Here is a 20,533-nt window from a genome sequence, read left to right as displayed (position 1 = left end):
AGAAGAGGTTTTTATGTACCCGGAGCCGGAGTCGAACCGGCACGGTTTCCCACAGGTGTTTGAGACCAGCGCGTCTACCAATTCCGCCATCCGGGCTTAGCAGACGAAAAAAACAATCAAAAGAGATTATTTTAACGCAATAGAATGAAGTCATAAATGGCGTCATTCCTTTAACACGGTGCAAATGTAAAAAATAAAATTAAATCAACTACTAAAAATACTTAAATTTTTCCTTTCAGTGTCCAATAAATTTTATAAATTTGCACCTCGTTAAAACGAAGCACACACAACTAACTACATTCGAGGCATTTATAAGGTTTTTTCTTTATCCGAAAAAATAAAGTTAAAATCACATTAAAAGCAACGAAGCAAAAACAACAATATAATGTCGCACCTAGAACCAGAAGCTAAAATTTTTGCTTGTTCACAAAGTGTTTATCTTGCAGAAAAAATTGCAAAAGAGTACGGAATTCCGTTAGGAAAAGTAACGATGTCAACGTATAGCGATGGAGAATTTCAGCCATCTTACGAAGAGTCAATTAGAGGTTTACGAGTATTTATCGTATGTTCAACTTTTCCAAGTGCAGATAATCTGATGGAATTGTTGTTAATGATTGATGCAGCAAAACGTGCATCAGCAAGACATATTACAGCTGTTATGCCTTATTTTGGTTGGGCAAGACAAGACAGAAAAGACAAACCAAGAGTGCCGATTGGAGCAAAGTTAGTAGCAAATTTGCTAACAGCTGCAGGAGCAACAAGAATCATGACAATGGATTTGCACGCAGACCAAATTCAAGGATTCTTTGAAAAACCAGTAGATCATTTATTTGCCTCTACAATCTTTTTACCATACGTAGAAAGTTTAAAATTAGAAAATTTGACAATTGCATCTCCAGATATGGGAGGTTCAAAAAGAGCATATGCTTACTCTAAGTTTTTAGAATCAGATGTAGTAATCTGTTACAAACAAAGAAAAGCAGCCAACGTTATCGATACTATGGAGCTAATTGGTGAAGTAAAAGGACGTAACGTAATCTTAGTAGACGACATGATCGATACAGGAGGAACTTTAGCGAAAGCGGCAGACCTTATGATCGAAAAAGGAGCGCTAAGTGTAAGAGCAATTTGTACGCACGCTATTTTATCTGGCGGAGCATACGAAAAAATCGAAAACTCAAAATTAACAGAGTTAATCGTAACAGATTCTATTCCGTTAAAGAAAGAATCAAAGAAAATAAAAGTGGTAAGCTGTGCGCCTCTATTTGCTGAGGTTATGCAGATGGTTCACCACAACAATTCCATTAGTGGAAAATTCATTATGTAAAAGCAGTAAGCTGTAGGCATTAAGCCGTAAGCTTATTTACTTTGCATAAAAAGCCTAAAGCATATTGCTTAAAGCTTACAGCAAAATAGAATATTTATATTAATAACTATATTTTTTTTACAATGAAATCGATTACAATTAAAGGATCAGAAAGAGAAAGCGTGGGCAAAGTGTCAACTAAAGCCTTACGTAATGCTGGAGCGGTTCCTTGCGTGTTATACGGAGGAAATCAAGCAGTACACTTCTCAGCAGACGCTGCAGCGTTCAAAAACTTGGTTTACACTCCAAACGCACACACAGTTGTGATTGAGCTTGGAAAAGGAAAATCATTCAATGCAATTTTGCAAGATATCCAAGTTCACCCAGTATCAGACAAAATTTTACACATTGACTTCTTCCAATTATTTGATGATAAAGAAATCACAATGGAAGTTCCTGTGAAAATCGTTGGTACATCTAAAGGTGTTCTTGCTGGAGGTGTTTTACGTTTGAACCAACGTAAATTAAAAGTTAAAGCTTTACCAGCAAATCTTCCTGATTTTGTTGAAGCTGACATCACTCCACTTGAAATGGGTAACAAATTATACGTTACTAAAGTTGGAAAACCTGAGTACAAAATTATGCACCCAGACAACACAGTTGTTGCTCAAGTAAGAATTTCTCGTGCTGCTATGAAAGCTGCTCAAGAAGCTGCAAAAGCTGCAAAAGCTCCTGCAAAAGGAAAGAAAAAATAATTTTTTTAAACTATACAAAAAGCCTCAATCTTACGATTGGGGCTTTTTTTTTAGGTTCTAAGTTTCTAAGTTGCTGAGATACTAAGTTTTTGCATCGGTGTCAGGCTGAGCGAAGTCGAAGCCCGCGCAAAGTATGGAGTTTAGATTGTCGATCTTCTTTACAGTTCTTCGACTTCGCTCAGGATGACAATAAGAAATCATGATGAGTCCGCTTAATTAAATATGGGAGAGACATTTTATTATTGACCTTTGCGGTTAAATCAAGGTCAATAAGCAATTATCTAATTTTCACATTCACAAATTATCTAATCAACCAATTGGCACATTCTCTAATTAATCTTACTTTTGCAAACATGATAAAATGGATAACAAAACTGTTTTCATCAACACAAAAAGAAGAGAACATAGATAATATGAAGAAATACTTAATAGTAGGTTTGGGGAATATCGGAGCCGAATACGTAAACACAAGGCATAATATTGGATTTAAAGTGCTTGATTTTTTAGCAAGAAAAGAAAGTCTTTCATTCGAAACCGTAAAACTAGGATCTCTGGCTGAATATAAGTTTAAAGGAAGAACGTTCTTTCTGCTTAAACCAAACACGTATATGAATCTTAGCGGTAAAGCTGTAAAATATTGGATGGACAAAGAAAACATTCCATTAGAAAATATTTTGGTCATTACAGACGATTTGAACTTATCATTTGGAACAATTAGAATAAAACCAAAAGGAAGCGATGGCGGTCATAACGGACTGAAAAACATCAATTTGGTTTTGAATACGCAAAACTACACTCGATATAGATTTGGTATTAGTGATCAATTTAAAAAAGGGCAACAGGTAGATTATGTTTTAGGCGAATGGAATGCAGAAGAAGAAGCAAAACTAGCAGAGCGTTTAGAAACTTCTGCAGAAATTATTAGGACTTTTGGAACTGCTGGTCTAGAAAACACAATGACAACTTTTAACGGAAAATAAAGATTTACAGCTATTTATATAATGAAAAAGTAAATTATCAGTTAATTTAATTGAATTATAACGAAATAGTATTTTCAATTCCAAAGTTAAATGTCTAAATTTGGGATAAATTATTATAAACCATAAAAATTAGAAATATCATGGCTTTTGAATTACCACAATTACCTTATGCATACGATGCACTAGAACCACATATTGATGCGCGTACAATGGAAATCCATCATACAAAGCACCACAATGCATATACTACAAATCTTAATGCAGCAATCGCAGGAACAGATTTAGAAGGAAAAACAATCGAAAATATCTTAATTAACTTAGATAAATCTAACGCAGCAGTTCGTAATAATGGTGGAGGTTTTTACAACCACAATTTATTCTGGACTGTAATGTCTCCAAACGGTGGAGGATTACCAACAGGTGATTTATTAGCGGCTATCGAAGCTTCTTTCGGAACTTTCGAAGAATTTAAAGCAAAATTTGCTAAAGCTGGAGCAACTCAATTTGGTTCTGGATGGGCTTGGTTAACAGTTCAAAAAGGAGGAAAATTAGAAGTTGTAGGTACTCCAAATCAAGATAATCCATTAATGCCAGAAGTTGCTGGTAACGGTGGAACTCCAATCTTAGGAATGGATGTTTGGGAGCACGCTTACTACTTAAACTACCAAAACAGAAGACCAGATTATATTGAAGCTTTCTTCAGCGTAATTAACTGGACTGAAGTTGCTAGAAGATTTGCTTTAGACAAATAAGAAGATAGAGTAAAGAATAAAGAGAAAAGACGAGCTCCGAAAGGTGCTCGTCTTTTTTATTTTACCACTTTCCGAAGAAACTGTTGATGTCAAAATAATATTTTACTGCTTCGCCTTTTTCATTTGTCAAATTTAGCACATCATAATGTTTCTTCCCTTCGCTTATTAAAGCCTGTCCATTTATTTTGCAATTAGGACAAAGTTTTTTCACGATTTGATATTCCTCGGCTACACTTTTTACTTTAATGGCATTCTTTACGGAACTGCCTGCTTCTCTCGAGTTTGTATTAAAAGAAGCTTCTTTATCAGGGATTGAGCTATTTTGGTTTGCAATAGAAGTGCTTGCAAGTGTGTTTTTAGGTTTAGCGCCAGAACAGTTAAAAAGAAATAAACTGAATAAAACGATTAAAGAAATTTTAGAGAATTGTTTCATAGGGTGGATTTTAGTTGAACAATATTATAAAATTTATTCCAATAAAAAAGGTGGAATCTCTTCCACCTTTTTTGCCCCAAATCTACCATAAACTTAACCTACTAATGTTATGGTTTAGTAAAGGTAGTGATGGATGTTTGGGAGAAAAAACTTTTCAGATGAAGTGTATTAATATCCGATAAATGGATTGTAATTTATTGTCTTGTCCTTTTAAAGGAAAAATGGGAATAAAATAGCCTTTTAGAGAGTAGAATAAGGAATGTGAAATAAAAGAATAGGATAATAACAATAGGAAAGATTGTTGTTTCAGGCTTATTGTAATAAAATAAAAAAGGTGGAATCTCTTCCACCTTTTTTGCCCCAAATCTACCATAAACTTAACCTACTAATGTTATGGTTTAGTAAAGGTAATGATGGATGTTTGGGAGAAAAAACTTTTCAGATGAAATGTACTAATATCCGATAAATGGATTATAATTGATTGTCTTGTCCTTTTAAAGGAAAAATGAGAATAAAATAGCCTCTAGAAGTTGAGTAAAGAATGTGAAATAAAAGAATAGGATAATAACAATAGGAAAGATTGTTGTTTCAGGCTTATTGTAATAAAATAAAAAAGGTGGAATCTCTTCCACCTTTTTTGCCCCAAATCTACCATAAACTTAACCTACTAATGTTATGGTATCTCAAAAGTATCATTGCTTTTCAATTTTACCAAACAAACAGGATGAACGGCAAAAAAAACCGATGAAATGCACAAATTAACCTTTTATTAATACTTTTTTAATAAGCTCTAGCGTCTTTTCCTTCGTAGAAATTCATAAAAGCACGATTTACAACACGATTTCCACCTGGAGTAGGGTAGTCTCCAGTGAAATACCAATCACCTAAATTTTTAGGACATGCGATGTGAAGATCTTCTACAGTTTGGAAAATGATTTTTACTTCAGCATTGATTTCTGGTGAGCTTAACATTTCTGCTATTTTATCTGATATTTCCTCATTTGTAAATTGATCGTAAATTTCTGTTACATAATTTACAACGTCAGTATCTGAGAAATTTTCTTGTGCTTTACATTTTGCATAAACTTCATCTACAATATGGTAAAGGTTTCTTTCTTTTAATAAAGCAAGTGCAGCTCTAAAAGCAACTAAACCTTCTAATTTTGCCATATCAATTCCGTAACAATCTGGGTAACGAATTTGCGGTGCAGATGAAACAATTACAATACGTTTTGGTTTCAAACGATCCATCATTTTAATGATGCTCATTTTCAGGGTAGTTCCACGAACAATACTATCGTCAATAATAACCAAATTGTCTTCTGGTTTAATTACGCCATATGTAACATCGTAAACGTGAGCAACTAAATCATCACGGCTACTATCTTCAGTAATAAAGGTTCTAAGTTTAGCATCTTTAATTGCCACTTTCTCCGTACGTATTTTTACAGCTAAAAGTTCCTGAAGTGTATCAGCAGTTAATGTATTTCTGTTTTCTAAGATATAATTGTTTTTTCTTTGGTTTAAGAAATCCTGAGCAGCTTCTACCAAACCATAAAATGAAGTTTCAGCTGTATTCGGAATATAAGAGAAAACAGTGTTGTCTGTATCGCTGTCAATAGCTTTAAGGACTGCTGGTAAAATTAATTTACCTAAATCTTTACGTTCTTGATAGATTTCAGCGTCGCTTCCTCTTGAGAAATAAATTCTTTCGAATGAACAAGCTTTTTTAACTGTTGGTTCTAAGATTTGTTTCATAGAAACATTTCCGTTCTTTTTGATAATCAAAGCATTTCCTGGATCAATTTCTTGAACACTTTCAAAAGGAACATTAAATACCGTTTGAATAACAGGTCTTTCTGAAGCTACAACCACAACTTCATCATCTTGGTAAAAATAAGCTGGACGAATTCCTGCTGGATCTCTAAAAACAAAAGCATCACCATGACCTAATAAACCAGCCATTGCATAACCTCCGTCTAAGTTTTTAGCCGAACGAGCCAAGATTTTTGCAATATCCAAACGCTCTGCAATTACTGGCGAAGCTTCTCTTTTAGAATATCCCTCAGCTTTACAGTCTTGGTACAATTGCATAACTTCTTTATCTAAGAAGTGACCAATTTTTTCCATTACTGTAACAGTATCAGCCATTTCTTTTGGATGCTGTCCTAATTCAACCAAGTTTTCGAAAAGTTCTTTAACATTTGTCATATTAAAGTTTCCAGCCAAAATCAAGTTACGGTGCATCCAGTTACTTTGACGTAAAAATGGGTGAACGCTTTCGATGCTATTTTTTCCGAAAGTTCCATAACGAACGTGTCCTAAAAACAATTCGCCTACATACGGAATTTCAGATTTTATTTTATTGACATCATCACCAATTTCTGGATTAGCTTTTAACTCTTCGCTGATTCTCTCATTGATTTGTTTAAAAACATCTTGTATTGGCTGCGAATGATTTGAACGAACTCTGCTGATGTAACGCTGTCCTGGTTCTACATCCAATTTAATACTTGCAAAACCAGCTCCGTCTTGTCCGCGATTGTGCTGTTTTTCCATCATTAGATACATCTTCTGAATTCCGTAAAATGCAGTTCCGTATTTTTCTTTATAATATTCAAGCGGTTTTAGTAGTCTAACTAAGGCTATACCACATTCGTGTTTTAAAGCGTCGCTCATTTTTTTTGTTTTTTTGTGTGTTGTAAGTTGTGTGTATTAACGTAATAAAAAAGCCCCGTTTTATCGAGGCTTTTGCGCATTATATTTCTATGTCAAACTGAGTTAACGACTTAAATTGCTGTAATCGAATCGCTACTTCGGCTTTGCTTAATGATTCCATCCTTTCTGTTCCAAATTTTTCTACGCAGAACGAAGCTAAATTTGAACCGTAAATAATTGCATTTTTCATGTTTCCAAAAGAAATGTTTTCGCTTTGCGCAATAAACCCAGAGAAACCACCTGCAAAAGTGTCTCCTGCTCCAGTTGGATCAAAAACATCTTCTAATGGTAAAGCTGGTGCAAAGAATACTTCTCTGTTGTGGAATAAAAGTGCACCGTGTTCTCCTTTTTTGATCACCACATATTTTGGTCCCATATCTTGGATCTTAGCGGCAGCTCTTACTAATGAATATTCACCAGAAAGTTGTCTTGCTTCTTCGTCATTGATTGTAATAACATCTACACGTTTGATAACGTCTAATAATTCTGGAAGAGCGCAATCCATCCAAAAGTTCATAGTATCTAAAACTACTAATTTTGGTTTTTTCTCCATTTGATCTAAAACACTGCTTTGTACTAAAGGATGTAAGTTTCCTAACATGACAACATCAGCATCTTTGTAGTTTTGAGGAACTTTTGGCTGAAAATCAGCTAAAACGTTCAATTCAGTAACTAAAGTGTCTCTAGAATTCAAATCGTTGTGATACAAACCGCTCCAGAAAAAAGTCTTTCCCCCTTTTACAATTTCGATACCAGAGATATCAATATTTTTTGAAGTCAATAAATCTAAATGTTCTTGAGGAAAATCGTCTCCAACTACAGAAACAATAGCCGATTGTAAGTTAAAAAATGACGCTGATAATCCGATGTAGGTTGCAGCACCACCTAAAATTTTATCTGTTTTTCCGAAAGGAGTTTCAATCGCGTCGAAAGCAACTGTTCCAACAATCAATAGTTTATTCATTTTATGAATTTCGAATTAGGGTGCAAAGATACTTCATAAGTTACAATCTTGCAACGGTTTGGGTTCTCAAAATTTTCTTAAAAAAAAGAGAACGATTTCGAAGTAAAAATACTGTAAATGAAATGGTTAAAATTGATTTTTTAGAAAGATTAAAATAGGTTTTCTAGAATTAAGATGCAAGTTTTTTGAAAATAATTGCGAATATTTTACAGGTCTTGCTTCTGTTTTATTTTTTTAAAGGAAGATGATTTTCTTTTTCGGATTAAAACGCTAAGAATTCTTTAATTTGTCTTTACATTTTTAATCCAATTCGCAGCATCTTTCATAGGCTCTTCAGAGTTTGAAAATGCTGTGTTATGTCCCAAATCTGGAAACAATTTATATTCGAAATGTTTTCCTTTGGATTTTAATTTATCAAGATATTCCATTGAAAGCATTGCGGGAACTTGAATATCTTTACCACCAAAAATCCAAAGCCCTGGAATTGATACTTTAGAAAGAACATCATTAGGATTTGTGTCTACAAACTCATATTTGTCTGGATCATTAAAAATATGTTTTCTAGCTTCTTCTTCTGAATGTGTATCCCAGAATTTTTTGTCTCCATTTGTGTAAAATTGAAATCTCAATTGTTCTTTAACAGTAATAAGAGCTCCGCTAAATATTGTCATAAATTTGACTTTCTTATTTTTTTCAGCAGTCAAAGGAATTATCCAGCCAGCTTGACTACCTCCTATTAAACCGATTGGTATTTTGTTGTTTAATAAGGATTTAGATAAAGTATTTACGGCAGCACTTGCATCTAAAGACAATAGATTTAGATTTGCGAAATCAACATTGTTAGTGCCTACTTCTGGACCAGCATAAATGCCTTCCGATTCCCCAATTCCACGTTTGTCGTACGTTAAAACTGCAATTCCACTATCGGCTAGCATTGTGGCAAAGTTTAGCATTCTTTTTTCTTGTCCAGATCCATGAACAATCACAACGGCAGCCTTTATATTTTTAGGTGTAACAATAGTTCCAGAGAGAGAAACACCTTCACTAAAAAATTTTATTTCCTTTGTTGTAAAGTTTGAAGAAATTGCTGATGCATTATTGGCGATAAATAGCAACACCATTAAGATAGAAGCTCTGTATGTTTTTTGTGTTTTTAGAATGGGATTAAAAATTACCTTTTTATTTTTCATTTCAAATCTATAGTTGATACTTCTTATCAAAATAATTCTTCAAAACCCCAATCTGAATCAAAACCATAAAAGGAACAATCAAAATAGCGTACAATAAAGTTTTTGAAATATGAATTCCAGAAACAACTGCCGAAATTTTATCCGTATACGATTTTCCTATTTCTAGATTGCTTTGTGTTCCAGCAAAAAACACATTATAAGCAATTAAAAATGCCAAAGCGACTCCAATAAAAATCCATGTTGAAATAGAAATTAAAGGTTTGTAAGGCTTGATTTTTGCTTTTTCAGCAACAAGAATTTGCGACATTAAATTCGAGGTAAAGTCGGCAGATGGAGATTGCAAAGTGTCATCAGCCATCATTTTCTCGATAAGATTTTCTATATTTTTATCTTCCTCTTTCATAACATTCAATTATTTCCGGTTCTAACTGCTTCTTTAAAATGGTGGCTAATTTTTGTCGGCTTCTAAATAATTTCACCTTGACATTATTAGCGTTTAAATTCATGATTTTGCCAATTTCCTCCAAATTCTGATCTTCAAAATAAAATAATGTCAGCAAGAAATTGTCTTCTCTTGGTAACAAATTTAAACAATTCTGAATTGCCTGCTTTCGTTCTTTTTCTTCTAAAGTACTCAAGGCATTATCCATTGTTTTGACTAAATGTGATGAAAACTCATCTATAGAAATATTTAGGTCTTCCTTTTTGTTTTTCTTTAAACGGTCTAAACAATTATTGTATGAGATTTTATAAATCCAAGTTGAGAATTTAGAATCGCCTTTAAATTTGCTCAAAGAATTATATACTTTAATAAATGTATCTTGAGCGGCTTCTTCGGCTTCTTCTCTGTTTTTGACCATTTTGAGCGACAATGTAAAAATCATATCCTTATAACGATCAACCAGCACGGCAAACAAATTAGTCTCGCCATGCAGAATTCTATCGATATAATGTTGATCGGGTATTGTACTCATATTATATAGGACGACAGTTTATTATTTTAGGTTACAAGAATTTTAAAAATAAATTCCAATTTTTTAAAATTCCATCCCGAAGCTTCGGGACCATTGTTGACTTCGTTAGAACTTTGTCAAAGTTTTAAACTTTGACAAAGTTTCGATATTCAAAATTAATTGATTATCAATGGTTTTTGAAGTTTTAAATTTAAATATTGAAATTTTTCACCAAAACTTGTAACCTCAAATTAAAAAGCCTCGTCCTATGGAATATCAATCAATTATAAAAACATAAAAATTATGGGACCACAAGTTTTAGTACCGTTTAGTCTTTTTGCAATGATCTTCGGAATCGTTTACCTTATTTATTCAACAAGAAATAGAGAGCGTTTAGCGCTTATAGAAAAAGGTGTTGACGCCAGTATATTTTTAAAAGGCAGAGCCAAAGCAAATTCGGCATGGAAAATCTTTGTTGTAAATCTGGCATTTTTATTAATAGGAAGCGGTGTTGGAATCTTTCTTGCTTTGATTATCACAACATATACCGCTCTTAATGATGGTGCAGTTTATCCTTCAATTATATTTATAATGGCAGGAATCGGACTATTGGTTGGATTTAAAACAGCAAAAGATTTAGATAAAGAAGAATAGATTTTTTAAGTTAGAAATGACAAACGCATCAAGTAATTGATGCGTTTTTTTATTCTTTAGAGCCTATTTTTTCGTAATATTCATCAACCGAAAGTTTCGGCTGCATAGAAGCCATCACGGCCAATTGATCGCAGCGTTCGTTTTGCGGATGATTATTGTGGCCTTTAATCCATTTAAAATTTACTTGATGTTTTCGATAAGCAATAAGAAAGCGTTTCCATAAATCAGGGTTTTTTTTGTCTTTGTAACCTTTTTTTTCCCAACCAAAAACCCATTTTTTTTCGACAGAATCAACCACATATTTAGAATCTGAAACTACCAGAACTTTCATGTTTGGATTTTTAAGTTTTTCTAAACCAACAATTACGGCAAGAAGTTCCATTCTGTTATTAGTCGTCAAGCGAAAACCCTCGTAAAACTCTTTTTTATATGGAGTTCCAACCAATTCCATTACCACTCCGTAGCCTCCATTACCGGGATTTCCCTTTGCCGCGCCATCTGTATATATATGTACTTCGTGATTCATTTAATTTTAGATTTCAGTCCCGATAGCTATCGGGATGATTTTTGTAATTGTAATTGAATTTGATTTTATTCTCCTAATAATCTATGAATAATCTCAGGAAAATGTTTTTGCTCCAGTTCATGAATCTTTTCTGCAACAGTTTCAGGCGTATCTTCATCTGTTAACGCCACATTTGCCTGAAAAATAATGCCACCTTCGTCATAATGTTCGTTTACATAATGAATAGAAATTCCGGTTTCTTTTTCCTTATTATTAACTATAGCTCTATGTATGTGCATTCCGTACATTCCTTTGCCTCCATAATTAGGTAAAAGCGCTGGATGAATGTTTATTATTTTGTTTGGATATTCTTCAATTATGTTCTCAGGAAATTTTAAAAGAAAACCAGCAAGAACTATCAAATCCGGATCGATTTTTTGTATTTTTTGTAATACATTTCGTTCTAAAAGTTCGTTTTTTGAGAAGATTTCGACAGAAATTTGATGATTTTTTGCTCTTTCGATCACTTTTGCCGAAGCATTATTTGTAAAAACAGAAACTACCTTCGCAATTTCGGTGTTCGAAAAATATTTTATAATGTTTTCTGCGTTAGTTCCTGATCCTGAGGCAAAAACGATAATTTTTTTCATAAAGTTGTGTGTTTTGAGACTGCAAAAAACGGAATAAAAATCGAAAATAAATAGCTTTAAAAGACCTTTCTTGAAATTAATTTTATAAATTAGTGTTACATTTATAAACTAAATAGTTGTTTTAAAATAAAGTTTTTTATTTTTGCCAACAAATTAAATTCTAAAATTAAAGATTATGTCAGACATTGCATCAAGAGTAAAAGCGATTATCGTAGACAAATTAGGTGTTGACGAAAACGAAGTTGTAACAGAAGCAAGCTTCACTAATGATTTGGGAGCTGACTCATTAGACACTGTTGAGCTTATTATGGAATTCGAAAAAGAATTTGATATTCAAATTCCAGACGATCAAGCAGAAAACATTGCTACTGTTGGTCAAGCTATTTCTTATATCGAGGAAGCTAAAAAATAATAATACCACACCCGATTTTTGTGTATCACGAGGTCGGGTGTTATTATTTTTTTAAAATTTAAATTTCGATTGATTTTCAATCAAAAAGATATATTTATATTGTAATTCCCATGGCTCTTAAGTAACAATAAGTTAAGAAAGCGTGGGTTTTATTTGTTTAAAGTACAAAATACATATTTATGGCATTAAGGCGAGTTGTTGTAACAGGATTAGGTGCACTTACTCCTATCGGGAATAATATCCAAGAATATTGGGATGCACTTGTGAATGGGGTTAGCGGAGCGGCTCCTATAACATATTATGATACAGAAAAGCATAAAACGAAATTTGCCTGCGAAGTGAAAAACTTCAATATTGAAGATTACATGGATCGCAAGGAATCTCGTCGATTAGATAAATTTGCACAATACGCTATTGCTGCCAGTGATGAAGCTATTAAAGATGCTGGAATTACAAATGATAATGTAAACAAACAAAGAGTTGGTGTTATCTGGGGAGCAGGAATTGGAGGTTTAGAAACTTTTCAAGAAGAAGTTTTGTATTATGCAAAAGGCGATGGAACTCCAAAGTTCAATCCGTTCTTTATTCCTAAAATGATTGCCGATATTGCGCCTGCACATATCTCTATGCGAAATGGATATATGGGACCAAATTATACAACGGTTTCTGCTTGTGCATCTTCTGCAAATGCATTAATTGATGCTTTCAACTACATTCGTTTAGGAATGTGCGATGTTATTGTTTCTGGCGGTTCTGAAGCTGCTGTAACAATTGCAGGTATGGGAGGTTTTAGTTCTATGCACGCTTTGTCTACAAGAAATGAAAGCCCAGAAACAGCTTCAAGACCTTTTGATGCAACCAGAGATGGTTTTGTTTTAGGTGAAGGAGCAGGAGCTTTGGTTCTTGAAGATTATGAGCATGCAAAAGCAAGAGGTGCAAAAATTTATTGCGAAATTGGAGGAGGCGGTATGTCATCTGATGCTTACCACTTAACAGCACCACATCCAGAAGGAATTGGAGTGATTGCAGTAATGGAAAACACTTTAAGAGATGCTGGAATGACTCCAGATCAAGTTGATCACATTAACACCCACGGTACTTCGACTCCTCTAGGAGACGTTGCTGAGTTAAAAGCGATCAGTGCAGTTTTTGGAGAACATGCTAAAAACATCAATATCAATTCAACAAAATCAATGACAGGACACTTACTTGGTGCTGCCGGAGCTATTGAAGCAATTGCTTCTATTTTGGCAATGAAGCATGGAATTGTTCCTCCAACGATTAATCATACAGTTGTAGACGAAAATATTGATCCATCTTTAAACCTTACTTTAAACAAACCTCAAAAAAGAGAGGTAAATGTTGCTATGAGTAATACATTTGGTTTTGGTGGACACAATGCTTGCGTATTGTTTAAAAAATTAGCTGACTAATTTCTGTATATGAATATTATCAAAAAAATATTTTCTAAATCCCGTTCTCTAGAAGACGGGATTTTTTTTGACACTATTCAGAAAATTCTTGGTTTTCAGCCAACTAACATTGATTTTTATAGAAGAGCGTTTACACATCGCTCATCTAATAAGTTAGATCAAAGCGGTCAGCCTATTAATTACGAACGCTTGGAATTTTTAGGAGACGCGATGTTAAGTGCCGTAATTGCAGCACATTTATTTAATAAAGCTCCAAATGGCGACGAAGGTTATTTAACCAAAATGCGTTCAAAAATTGTAAGTCGTGAGCATTTGAACGAATTAGGGAAGGATTTGAATTTAGTGCAATTTGTAGAGAGTAAAGTGCCAATTCAACATTTTGGAGAAAACATTCACGGTAATATTTTTGAATCTTTAATTGGAGCAATTTATTTGGACAAAGGCTATTCTTTCTGCGAGAAATTTATTGAAAAAAGAGTCGTTACGCCTTATGTAGATATTGCACGATTAGAAGGGAAAGTTATAAGTTATAAAAGCCTTGTTATCGAATGGTGTCAGAAAGAAAAAAGAGTTTTTCATTATGACATTTTTGAAGATAACGGTATTGACGGACAACGCTTATTTGGTGTAAAGCTTAGTATTGATGATAAAGTTGTAGCAAGAGCGCGAGCAACTTCAAAAAAGAAAGCTGAAGAAAAAGCATCACAAAGAGCTTATTTTGCGTTTCAAGAAAAAATTGACAAGAAATAGCTGCAAAAATGTTGTAAGTATCACAAGGCTACATCGTTTTCGTTTATAATTTAACAAAACAAGCATGTCATAACTGTTGATGCTCCGTTTAGAAATAGTATATTTACAACTTGATTTTTCAAGACATGGCTATTCATAAATTGGATTTAGACGAATTTGACGAAATTGATTATTATTTAATGGCAATTCATACTTCATTAGAAGATTATAGATTAGCCTATTTTATCAATAAAATCCTTCCGATAAACTTAAGTAAGAGCAAAAACGAGATCCATGCTCAAACTAAGGAAGGTGAAGCAAATTTTTCTAGATTCTATTATTATGATGAAGAAAAAGCTGTTTCCTGGAATTTAATTCAGAATAAAAACGAAATCATTTCTGTGAGTACAAATGATTTTCAGAATTTGTTTTCTAATGAAACAAGTGAGGTTTCGACAACAATTCATTTACTTCCTGAATTTAAAAAAGTCGATTTTTTCCTGAAAATTGATAATAGCGAAGAGGCGCTTAATTTTTCAGAAATTCAACAAAAATTAAAAACAATCGAAAGTATTGCAGCAATTTATGCTGTTGATACGGACAATATAAAATCAAAAAACAATCTAATTTTTTAAAAAAAATGCTAACAAACAAGAAAACCAAAATTGTTGCTACACTTGGCCCCGCTTGTAGTACAAGAGAGATCATTAAAGACATGATCGAAGCAGGTGTTAATGTGTTTAGAATCAATTTTTCGCATGCAGATTACGAAGGAGTAAAAGAAAAGATTAACATTATTAGAAGCCTAAACGAGGAGTTTGGTTACACTACAGCAATTTTAGGAGATTTGCAAGGACCAAAACTTAGAGTTGGTGTAATGGAAGAAGGTACTGTTGTTAATGACGGTGATGAAATTACTTTTACAACTGCAGAAGATATTGTCGGAAATGCAAAAAAAGCATTCATGAAATATCAAAATTTCCCAAATGATGTTAATGTTGGAGAACGTATTTTGCTTGACGATGGTAAACTTATTTTCGAAATTGTTTCAACAGATAAAAAAACAGAAGTTGTTGCTAAAGTTATTCAAGGTGGAGAATTAAAATCTAAAAAAGGGGTTAATCTTCCAAACACAAAAATTTCTTTACCAGCTTTAACAGAAAAAGATATTGCTGATGCGATTTTCGCAATTGAGCAAAAAGTAGACTGGATTGCACTTTCATTCGTGAAAACTCCTCGCGATTTACAAGATTTGCAAGAATTAATTGCGAAGCATTCAGATGTTAAAATTCCAATTGTTGCTAAAATTGAAATGCCAGAAGCTCTTGAGAACATGGACAAAATTGTAGCATATTGCGATGGTTTAATGGTGGCTCGTGGAGATCTTGGTGTTGAGCTTCCTGCTCACGAAGTGCCATTGGTACAAAAAGATTTGATCAGAAGAGCTAAAACAGCTAGAATTCCAGTTATCGTTGCTACACAAATGATGGAAACAATGATTACGAGTTTAACTCCAACAAGAGCAGAAGTAAACGACGTTGCGAACTCAGTAATGGACGGTGCAGATGCGGTAATGTTGTCTGGAGAAACTGCTACAGGAAATTATCCAGTGCAAGTTATTCAGAGAATGACTCAAATTTGCGAAGCTGTAGAAAACTCTCCGCTTATTCAAGTTCCTCAAAATACACCACAAATCAAAACAAATCGTTTTGTAACTAAAACTGTTTGTCACCAAGCAGCTTTATTAGCAAATGAAATAGAAGCTAAAGCAATTTGTACTTTAACAAATAGTGGTTATACAGCTTTCCAAGTTTCAGCTTGGAGACCATCAACAGCGCATATATTAGTATTTACTTCAAACAGAAGAATCCTAACACAATTGAATTTATTATGGGGAGTAAAATCTTTCTACTATGATAATGAAGAAAGTACAGATGATACTGTAACAGATGTAAATCAAATTGCAGTTGAAAAAGGTTATGCTCAAAAAGGAGATTATTTAATTAACCTTGCAGCAATGCCAATTAAAGAAAAAGGAATGGTTAATACAATGAGAGTTTCTCAAATAGATTAATCCGATCTTCATAAAAACAAAAAAGCCGCTTATTTAATAAGCGGCTTTTTTGTTTTTATACTTTTTCATTTATTTTTTGAAGATAGAATAGGTTTCATTTTGTAAAATGAAACATTTTGGTGCAAATTCTAAATTTTTGTTGTTTCATATTATAAAATGAAACAAGCTCATGCCGAATAAATGCGATAGTTCGGTTTTTTATTAGTTAATTTTGAGTCACTTAAAAAAAAGTTAAAAAAAATGTTTCAGATTTTAATGTAAAATACATTTTGAAACATATCAAAAAATGAAAACTTTAATTAGGAATTATTTTTTGAAAGCTTACCCATAATTTCCCATTTGTTTTTTGGATTCACAACTCATACATATAAAAAGAATCATTAACGAATTTTTATTATCATGAAACAAATCAAACGAAAATGCGGATTAAAAAATACTCTACAAGTATTTACATTACTATTTTTTGCAGGAGTTTCTTTAACAGCTCAAAAAAAACCAAATATTTTGGTGCTTTGGGGAGATGATATCGGGACAACTAATATTAGCGCTTACAGCGACGGCGTTATGGGATATACAACCCCAAACATCGATCGTTTAGCCAATGAAGGGCTACGTTTCTTACATTATTATGGAGAACAAAGCTGTACCGCAGGGCGTGCGGCGTTTTTAACAGGACAGCACGGTCTTAGAACAGGATTGACAAAAGTAGGTTTCCCTGGAGCGCCAATGGGAATGAGTCAGTTAGATCCTTCTATTGGAGGTATTATGAAAAGCTTAGGTTATACAACGGGGCAGTTTGGTAAAAATCACGTAGGTGATCGTAATGAAAGTTTACCGACTGTAAATGGTTTTGATGAATTCTTTGGAAATCTGTATCACTTAAATGCAGAAGAAGAACCAGAATTGCCAGATTATCCTAAAGATCCAGAATATTTGAAAAAATTTGGTCCGAGAGGAGTTTTAAAATGTACAGCAACAAATGTTGATGATGCTACTACAGATCCTCGTTTTGGAAGAGTTGGAAAACAAAAAATAGAAGATACAGGAGCTCTTACTAAAAAAAGAATGGAAACAGTTGATGATGAAACATCTGCTGCTGCTATTGATTTTATTAAAAGACAAAATGCAGCTGGAAAACCATTTTTCTGTTGGTTTAATGCTACACGTATGCACTTGCGTACACATGTTAGACCAGAACACCGAGGAAGATATACTCACGGAGACAGTGAATATATTGATGGTATGATTGAGCATGATGAAACTATCGGAAGCATTCTTAAAGCATTAGATGAATTAGGAATTGCAGATAATACAATCGTTGTTTATTCTACAGATAATGGCCCTCATATGAATACATGGCCAGATGCAGCAATGACACCATACCGTTCTGAGAAAAACACCAACTGGGAAGGAGCTTTCCGTGTACCTTGTATTGTTCGTTGGCCAGGACATATTAAAGCAGGAGCTGTAACTACTGAATTAATGAGCCATAATGACTGGATCCCAACTTTTGCTTCTATTGCAGGTGAACCAGATTTAACAAATAAACTTCTAAAAGGATATTCTGCAAACGGAAAAACTTACAAAGTGCATTTAGATGGTTATGATCAAAGTAATTTTTTACTTGGCAAAACTCAAAAAAGCGCCAGAGACAAATTCTTTTATACAGATGATGATGGTCTTTTGGTAGGTTTAAGAGAAGGAGATTATAAATATGTTTTTGCAGAACAACGTTTAGGCGGTACAATGGGAGTTTGGGCAGAACCTTTTACAAAACTGCGTTTGCAGAAAATATTCAATTTATATCAAGATCCTTTCGAAAGAGCAGATATAACTTCAAACACCTTCTGGGATTGGCAGATGAACCATGTCCAGTTGATGTACGGTGCAATTCAAGATGTAGTTGTATTTGCAGAAACGTTTAAAGATTATCCTCCAAGATCAATTCCTCCAAGTTTCTCTGCTTACACTATTATGGAAGAAGCCATGAAGGATATAAAAGCAAAACAATACATAGAGAAAAATGTAATGCCTAAATTAAAAGAGGAAGAACAGACAGCTTCAAAAAAGAAAAAATAGAAAATAATCACAAAAGAGATTTAGGCGTAAAATCCTGAATCTCTTTCAATAAAATACAAACATCATGAAGAAAAGAGTATTTATCTTATCATTCGTCGTTTTATCTTTATTCTCTTGTAAAAAATCTGAACCTGCAACCTCTACAACGACAGAAAGCAAACAAACTGAAACGGTTGTAAATGGCGATCCGTTGCCAAGTTGGAATGATACTGCGCTAAAAAAAGACATCATTGCTTATGTTGAAAAAGTAACCAAAGAAGGAAGTCCTGATTTTATTCCGGTAAATAGCAGAATTGCGACTTTTGATAATGATGGAACGCTTTGGGCCGAAAAACCTTTAGTTCAGGAATTATTTGCTTTTTATAGAGTAAAAAAAATGGTAGAAGCTAATCCTGCTTTAGCTCAAAAACAACCCTTTAAAGCAGTGCTCGAAAAAGATAAAAGCTATTTTGCAAAAGGTGGAGACAAAGCGCTTATCGAATTGGTGGCAGCGACACATACAGGAATGTCTGAAGATGAATTTGAAACTTCTGTTGCCGAATTTTTTAAAGTCGCAAAAATTCCGGGAAAAGAAACTGCGCTGAAAAGCATACGTTACCAACCTCAATTGGAATTGCTTAATTATCTGCGTGCCAACGGATTTAAAACATTTATTGTAACAGGCGGAACAATAGAAGTGGTTAGAGGAATTTCTGAAGATTTTTACGGTATTCCAAAAGAACAAGTTGTCGGAACTTCTTTTAAATACAAATACGATCCAGAAAAAAATGTAGTATTGAGAGAACCAGCTTTAGATTTATTTAATGATAAAGAAGGAAAACCTGTAAGCATTCAATTGCATATTGGACAGCGACCTGTTTTCGCTTGCGGAAATGAAGGCGGAGCAGGAGATCTTGCCATGCTAAAATATTCCCAAGGAAGTAAATATCCTTCGTTTCAAATGCTTGTAAATCATAATGATTCAATACGAGAATACAATTATCAAGAAAAAGATAATTTATCACTCAATACAGCAGCAAAAAACAAATACCATGTTATCGACATGAAAGAAGATTGGAAAAAGGTTTTTGCAGACTAAATGAAAGAGAGTTGTGACAATATAATGGTTTGAGAATGAAGTTTTTTAACAAATAAATTTAAGCCACATGAAACATATTTTTTTAGCAATATTAACTCTTTTCACTTTTACAATTTCTGCTCAAGAAGAAGCGTCAAAAGCAGGAAGTAGTGCGCAAGAACTTGCCGATAAAATGGCAAATCCTGTGGCAAGTTTAATTAGTGTTCCGCTCCAAAATAATCTTACTTATGGAATTGGTCCATACAATGGAATAAAATATCAGATTAACATACAGCCCGTTGTTCCTTTTAAATTAAGCGAAAATCTAAATTTAATTACGCGTTATATTCTTCCAGTTGTTGATCAGCAAGATGTCACAGGCGAAAACACACACGAATTTGGTTTAAGCGATGCAACAGTAACAGCTTTTTTTGCTCCTAAAACAAAAGGAATCATCTTTGGAGCCGGCCCCGCTTTTTTGGTGCCTACTGCTACAGAAAAATTTTTAGGAACAGAAAAATTTGGAATAGGACCAAGTGTTTTGGTAATGCATCAAGGAAAAGGTCTTTCTATAGGTTTTTTGGCTAATCAAATTTGGTCTGTTGCTGGAGCTTCCGATCGAGCAGATTTCAACCAGTTTTACACGCAAATATTTCTAACACATAGTTATAAAAGTGGTGCAAGTTTAGGAGTTACTTCAGAAATTACTCAAAACTGGCAAGGAAATACAACTCTCGTTACAATTAGTCCTAATGTTGGTGCAATTACAAAATTAGGCGGTCAGACCATGCAATTTGCTGTTATGCCTTTAATTCCTGTTGTTGGACACCAATCTATTAAACCAGATTGGGGATTAAGAGCGGTTGTGGCTTTTATATTCCCGCAGTAG

At 33.7% G+C, this 20,533-nt stretch carries 21 protein-coding genes and 1 tRNA gene; 13 read left to right on the top strand and 9 right to left on the bottom strand.

Annotated features, from left to right (window positions below; all coding sequences use genetic code 11):
- Positions 1–16: 16 nt before the first annotated feature.
- A tRNA-Leu gene (locus P0R33_RS12175) sits at positions 17–96 on the bottom strand.
- 289 nt (positions 97–385) lie between these two features.
- Between P0R33_RS12175 and P0R33_RS12170 the strand changes: the two genes are divergently transcribed.
- The 4 genes from P0R33_RS12170 to P0R33_RS12155 all read left to right on the top strand — a co-directional run bounded on the left by P0R33_RS12170 (position 386) and on the right by P0R33_RS12155 (position 3,793).
- The gene (locus P0R33_RS12170) at positions 386–1,327 is read left to right on the top strand and encodes a ribose-phosphate pyrophosphokinase (RefSeq protein ID WP_229353403.1); all 942 of its coding nucleotides are present in this window, start codon (positions 386–388) and stop codon (positions 1,325–1,327) included.
- Positions 1,328–1,449: 122 nt separating this feature from the next.
- Positions 1,450–2,061 (top strand): 50S ribosomal protein L25/general stress protein Ctc, encoded by a 612-nt coding sequence (locus tag P0R33_RS12165; protein WP_276171396.1) that lies wholly within the window; start codon positions 1,450–1,452, stop codon positions 2,059–2,061.
- 353 nt (positions 2,062–2,414) lie between these two features.
- The gene (gene pth / locus P0R33_RS12160) at positions 2,415–3,041 is read left to right on the top strand and encodes an aminoacyl-tRNA hydrolase (RefSeq protein WP_276171395.1); all 627 of its coding nucleotides are present in this window, start codon (positions 2,415–2,417) and stop codon (positions 3,039–3,041) included.
- A gap of 140 nt (positions 3,042–3,181) precedes the next feature.
- On the top strand, positions 3,182–3,793 hold the full coding sequence (locus tag P0R33_RS12155; protein WP_035646435.1) for a superoxide dismutase: 612 nt from the start codon (positions 3,182–3,184) through the stop codon (positions 3,791–3,793).
- A gap of 61 nt (positions 3,794–3,854) precedes the next feature.
- On the opposite strand, the gene P0R33_RS12150 is transcribed toward P0R33_RS12155, so the two are convergent.
- The 6 genes from P0R33_RS12150 to P0R33_RS12125 form a co-directional block, all read right to left on the bottom strand.
- Positions 3,855–4,226, bottom strand: coding sequence for a hypothetical protein (locus P0R33_RS12150; RefSeq protein WP_276171394.1), 372 nt, complete (start codon positions 4,224–4,226; stop codon positions 3,855–3,857).
- 780 nt (positions 4,227–5,006) lie between these two features.
- Positions 5,007–6,905 carry an amidophosphoribosyltransferase gene (locus P0R33_RS12145; protein ID WP_276171393.1) on the bottom strand — a complete coding sequence of 633 codons (1,899 nt, stop codon included), beginning with the start codon at positions 6,903–6,905 and terminating at the stop codon, positions 5,007–5,009.
- A gap of 79 nt (positions 6,906–6,984) precedes the next feature.
- Positions 6,985–7,908 (bottom strand): PfkB family carbohydrate kinase, encoded by a 924-nt coding sequence (locus P0R33_RS12140; RefSeq protein ID WP_276171391.1) that lies wholly within the window; start codon positions 7,906–7,908, stop codon positions 6,985–6,987.
- Positions 7,909–8,189: 281 nt separating this feature from the next.
- Positions 8,190–9,098 carry an alpha/beta hydrolase gene (locus tag P0R33_RS12135; RefSeq protein WP_276171390.1) on the bottom strand — a complete coding sequence of 303 codons (909 nt, stop codon included), beginning with the start codon at positions 9,096–9,098 and terminating at the stop codon, positions 8,190–8,192.
- Between the two features lie 7 nt (positions 9,099–9,105).
- Positions 9,106–9,501: a hypothetical protein gene (locus P0R33_RS12130; RefSeq protein ID WP_276171389.1), complete on the bottom strand. Its 396-nt coding sequence runs from the start codon at positions 9,499–9,501 to the stop codon at positions 9,106–9,108.
- On the bottom strand, positions 9,485–10,072 hold the full coding sequence (locus P0R33_RS12125; RefSeq protein ID WP_276171388.1) for a sigma-70 family RNA polymerase sigma factor: 588 nt from the start codon (positions 10,070–10,072) through the stop codon (positions 9,485–9,487). Before P0R33_RS12125 ends, P0R33_RS12130 begins: the two co-directional genes overlap by 17 nt.
- 282 nt (positions 10,073–10,354) lie before the next feature.
- Between P0R33_RS12125 and P0R33_RS12120 the strand changes: the two genes are divergently transcribed.
- Entirely contained in the window at positions 10,355–10,705 is a 351-nt protein-coding gene (locus P0R33_RS12120) for a DUF6249 domain-containing protein (protein ID WP_276171387.1), read from the top strand.
- Positions 10,706–10,754: 49 nt separating this feature from the next.
- On the opposite strand, the gene rnhA is transcribed toward P0R33_RS12120, so the two are convergent.
- A complete protein-coding gene (gene rnhA, locus P0R33_RS12115; protein ID WP_276171386.1) occupies positions 10,755–11,231 on the bottom strand; it encodes a ribonuclease HI in 477 nt (158 codons plus the stop codon).
- 65 nt (positions 11,232–11,296) lie between these two features.
- Complete coding sequence (gene purN, locus P0R33_RS12110) at positions 11,297–11,860, bottom strand: phosphoribosylglycinamide formyltransferase (RefSeq protein ID WP_276171385.1); 564 nt, start codon at positions 11,858–11,860, stop codon at positions 11,297–11,299.
- Between the two features lie 175 nt (positions 11,861–12,035).
- Here purN and P0R33_RS12105 point away from each other — a divergent pair, with 175 nt between their 5' ends.
- The 8 genes from P0R33_RS12105 to P0R33_RS12070 all read left to right on the top strand — a co-directional run bounded on the left by P0R33_RS12105 (position 12,036) and on the right by P0R33_RS12070 (position 20,533).
- Entirely contained in the window at positions 12,036–12,272 is a 237-nt protein-coding gene (locus tag P0R33_RS12105) for an acyl carrier protein (protein ID WP_007137004.1), read from the top strand.
- Positions 12,273–12,451: 179 nt separating this feature from the next.
- Entirely contained in the window at positions 12,452–13,705 is a 1,254-nt protein-coding gene (gene fabF / locus P0R33_RS12100; protein WP_276171382.1) for a beta-ketoacyl-ACP synthase II, read from the top strand.
- A 9-nt stretch (positions 13,706–13,714) separates the two neighbouring features.
- Complete coding sequence (gene rnc / locus P0R33_RS12095; protein WP_276171381.1) at positions 13,715–14,455, top strand: ribonuclease III; 741 nt, start codon at positions 13,715–13,717, stop codon at positions 14,453–14,455.
- A 125-nt stretch (positions 14,456–14,580) separates the two neighbouring features.
- A complete protein-coding gene (locus tag P0R33_RS12090; protein ID WP_109191320.1) occupies positions 14,581–15,069 on the top strand; it encodes an IPExxxVDY family protein in 489 nt (162 codons plus the stop codon).
- A gap of 5 nt (positions 15,070–15,074) precedes the next feature.
- Positions 15,075–16,508 (top strand): pyruvate kinase, encoded by a 1,434-nt coding sequence (gene pyk / locus P0R33_RS12085; protein ID WP_276171380.1) that lies wholly within the window; start codon positions 15,075–15,077, stop codon positions 16,506–16,508.
- 399 nt (positions 16,509–16,907) lie between these two features.
- Positions 16,908–18,587 carry an arylsulfatase gene (locus P0R33_RS12080; protein WP_276171379.1) on the top strand — a complete coding sequence of 560 codons (1,680 nt, stop codon included), beginning with the start codon at positions 16,908–16,910 and terminating at the stop codon, positions 18,585–18,587.
- A 64-nt stretch (positions 18,588–18,651) separates the two neighbouring features.
- On the top strand, positions 18,652–19,665 hold the full coding sequence (locus P0R33_RS12075) for an HAD family hydrolase (RefSeq protein WP_276171378.1): 1,014 nt from the start codon (positions 18,652–18,654) through the stop codon (positions 19,663–19,665).
- A gap of 67 nt (positions 19,666–19,732) precedes the next feature.
- Entirely contained in the window at positions 19,733–20,533 is an 801-nt protein-coding gene (locus P0R33_RS12070) for a hypothetical protein (RefSeq protein WP_276171377.1), read from the top strand.

The sequence above is a fragment of the Flavobacterium sp. YJ01 genome (assembly GCF_029320955.1).
Taxonomy (GTDB): Bacteria; Bacteroidota; Bacteroidia; order Flavobacteriales; family Flavobacteriaceae; genus Flavobacterium.
The sequence above is the reverse complement of the archived record's forward strand: the minus strand, read 5'-3'. Positions and strand labels throughout refer to the sequence as shown.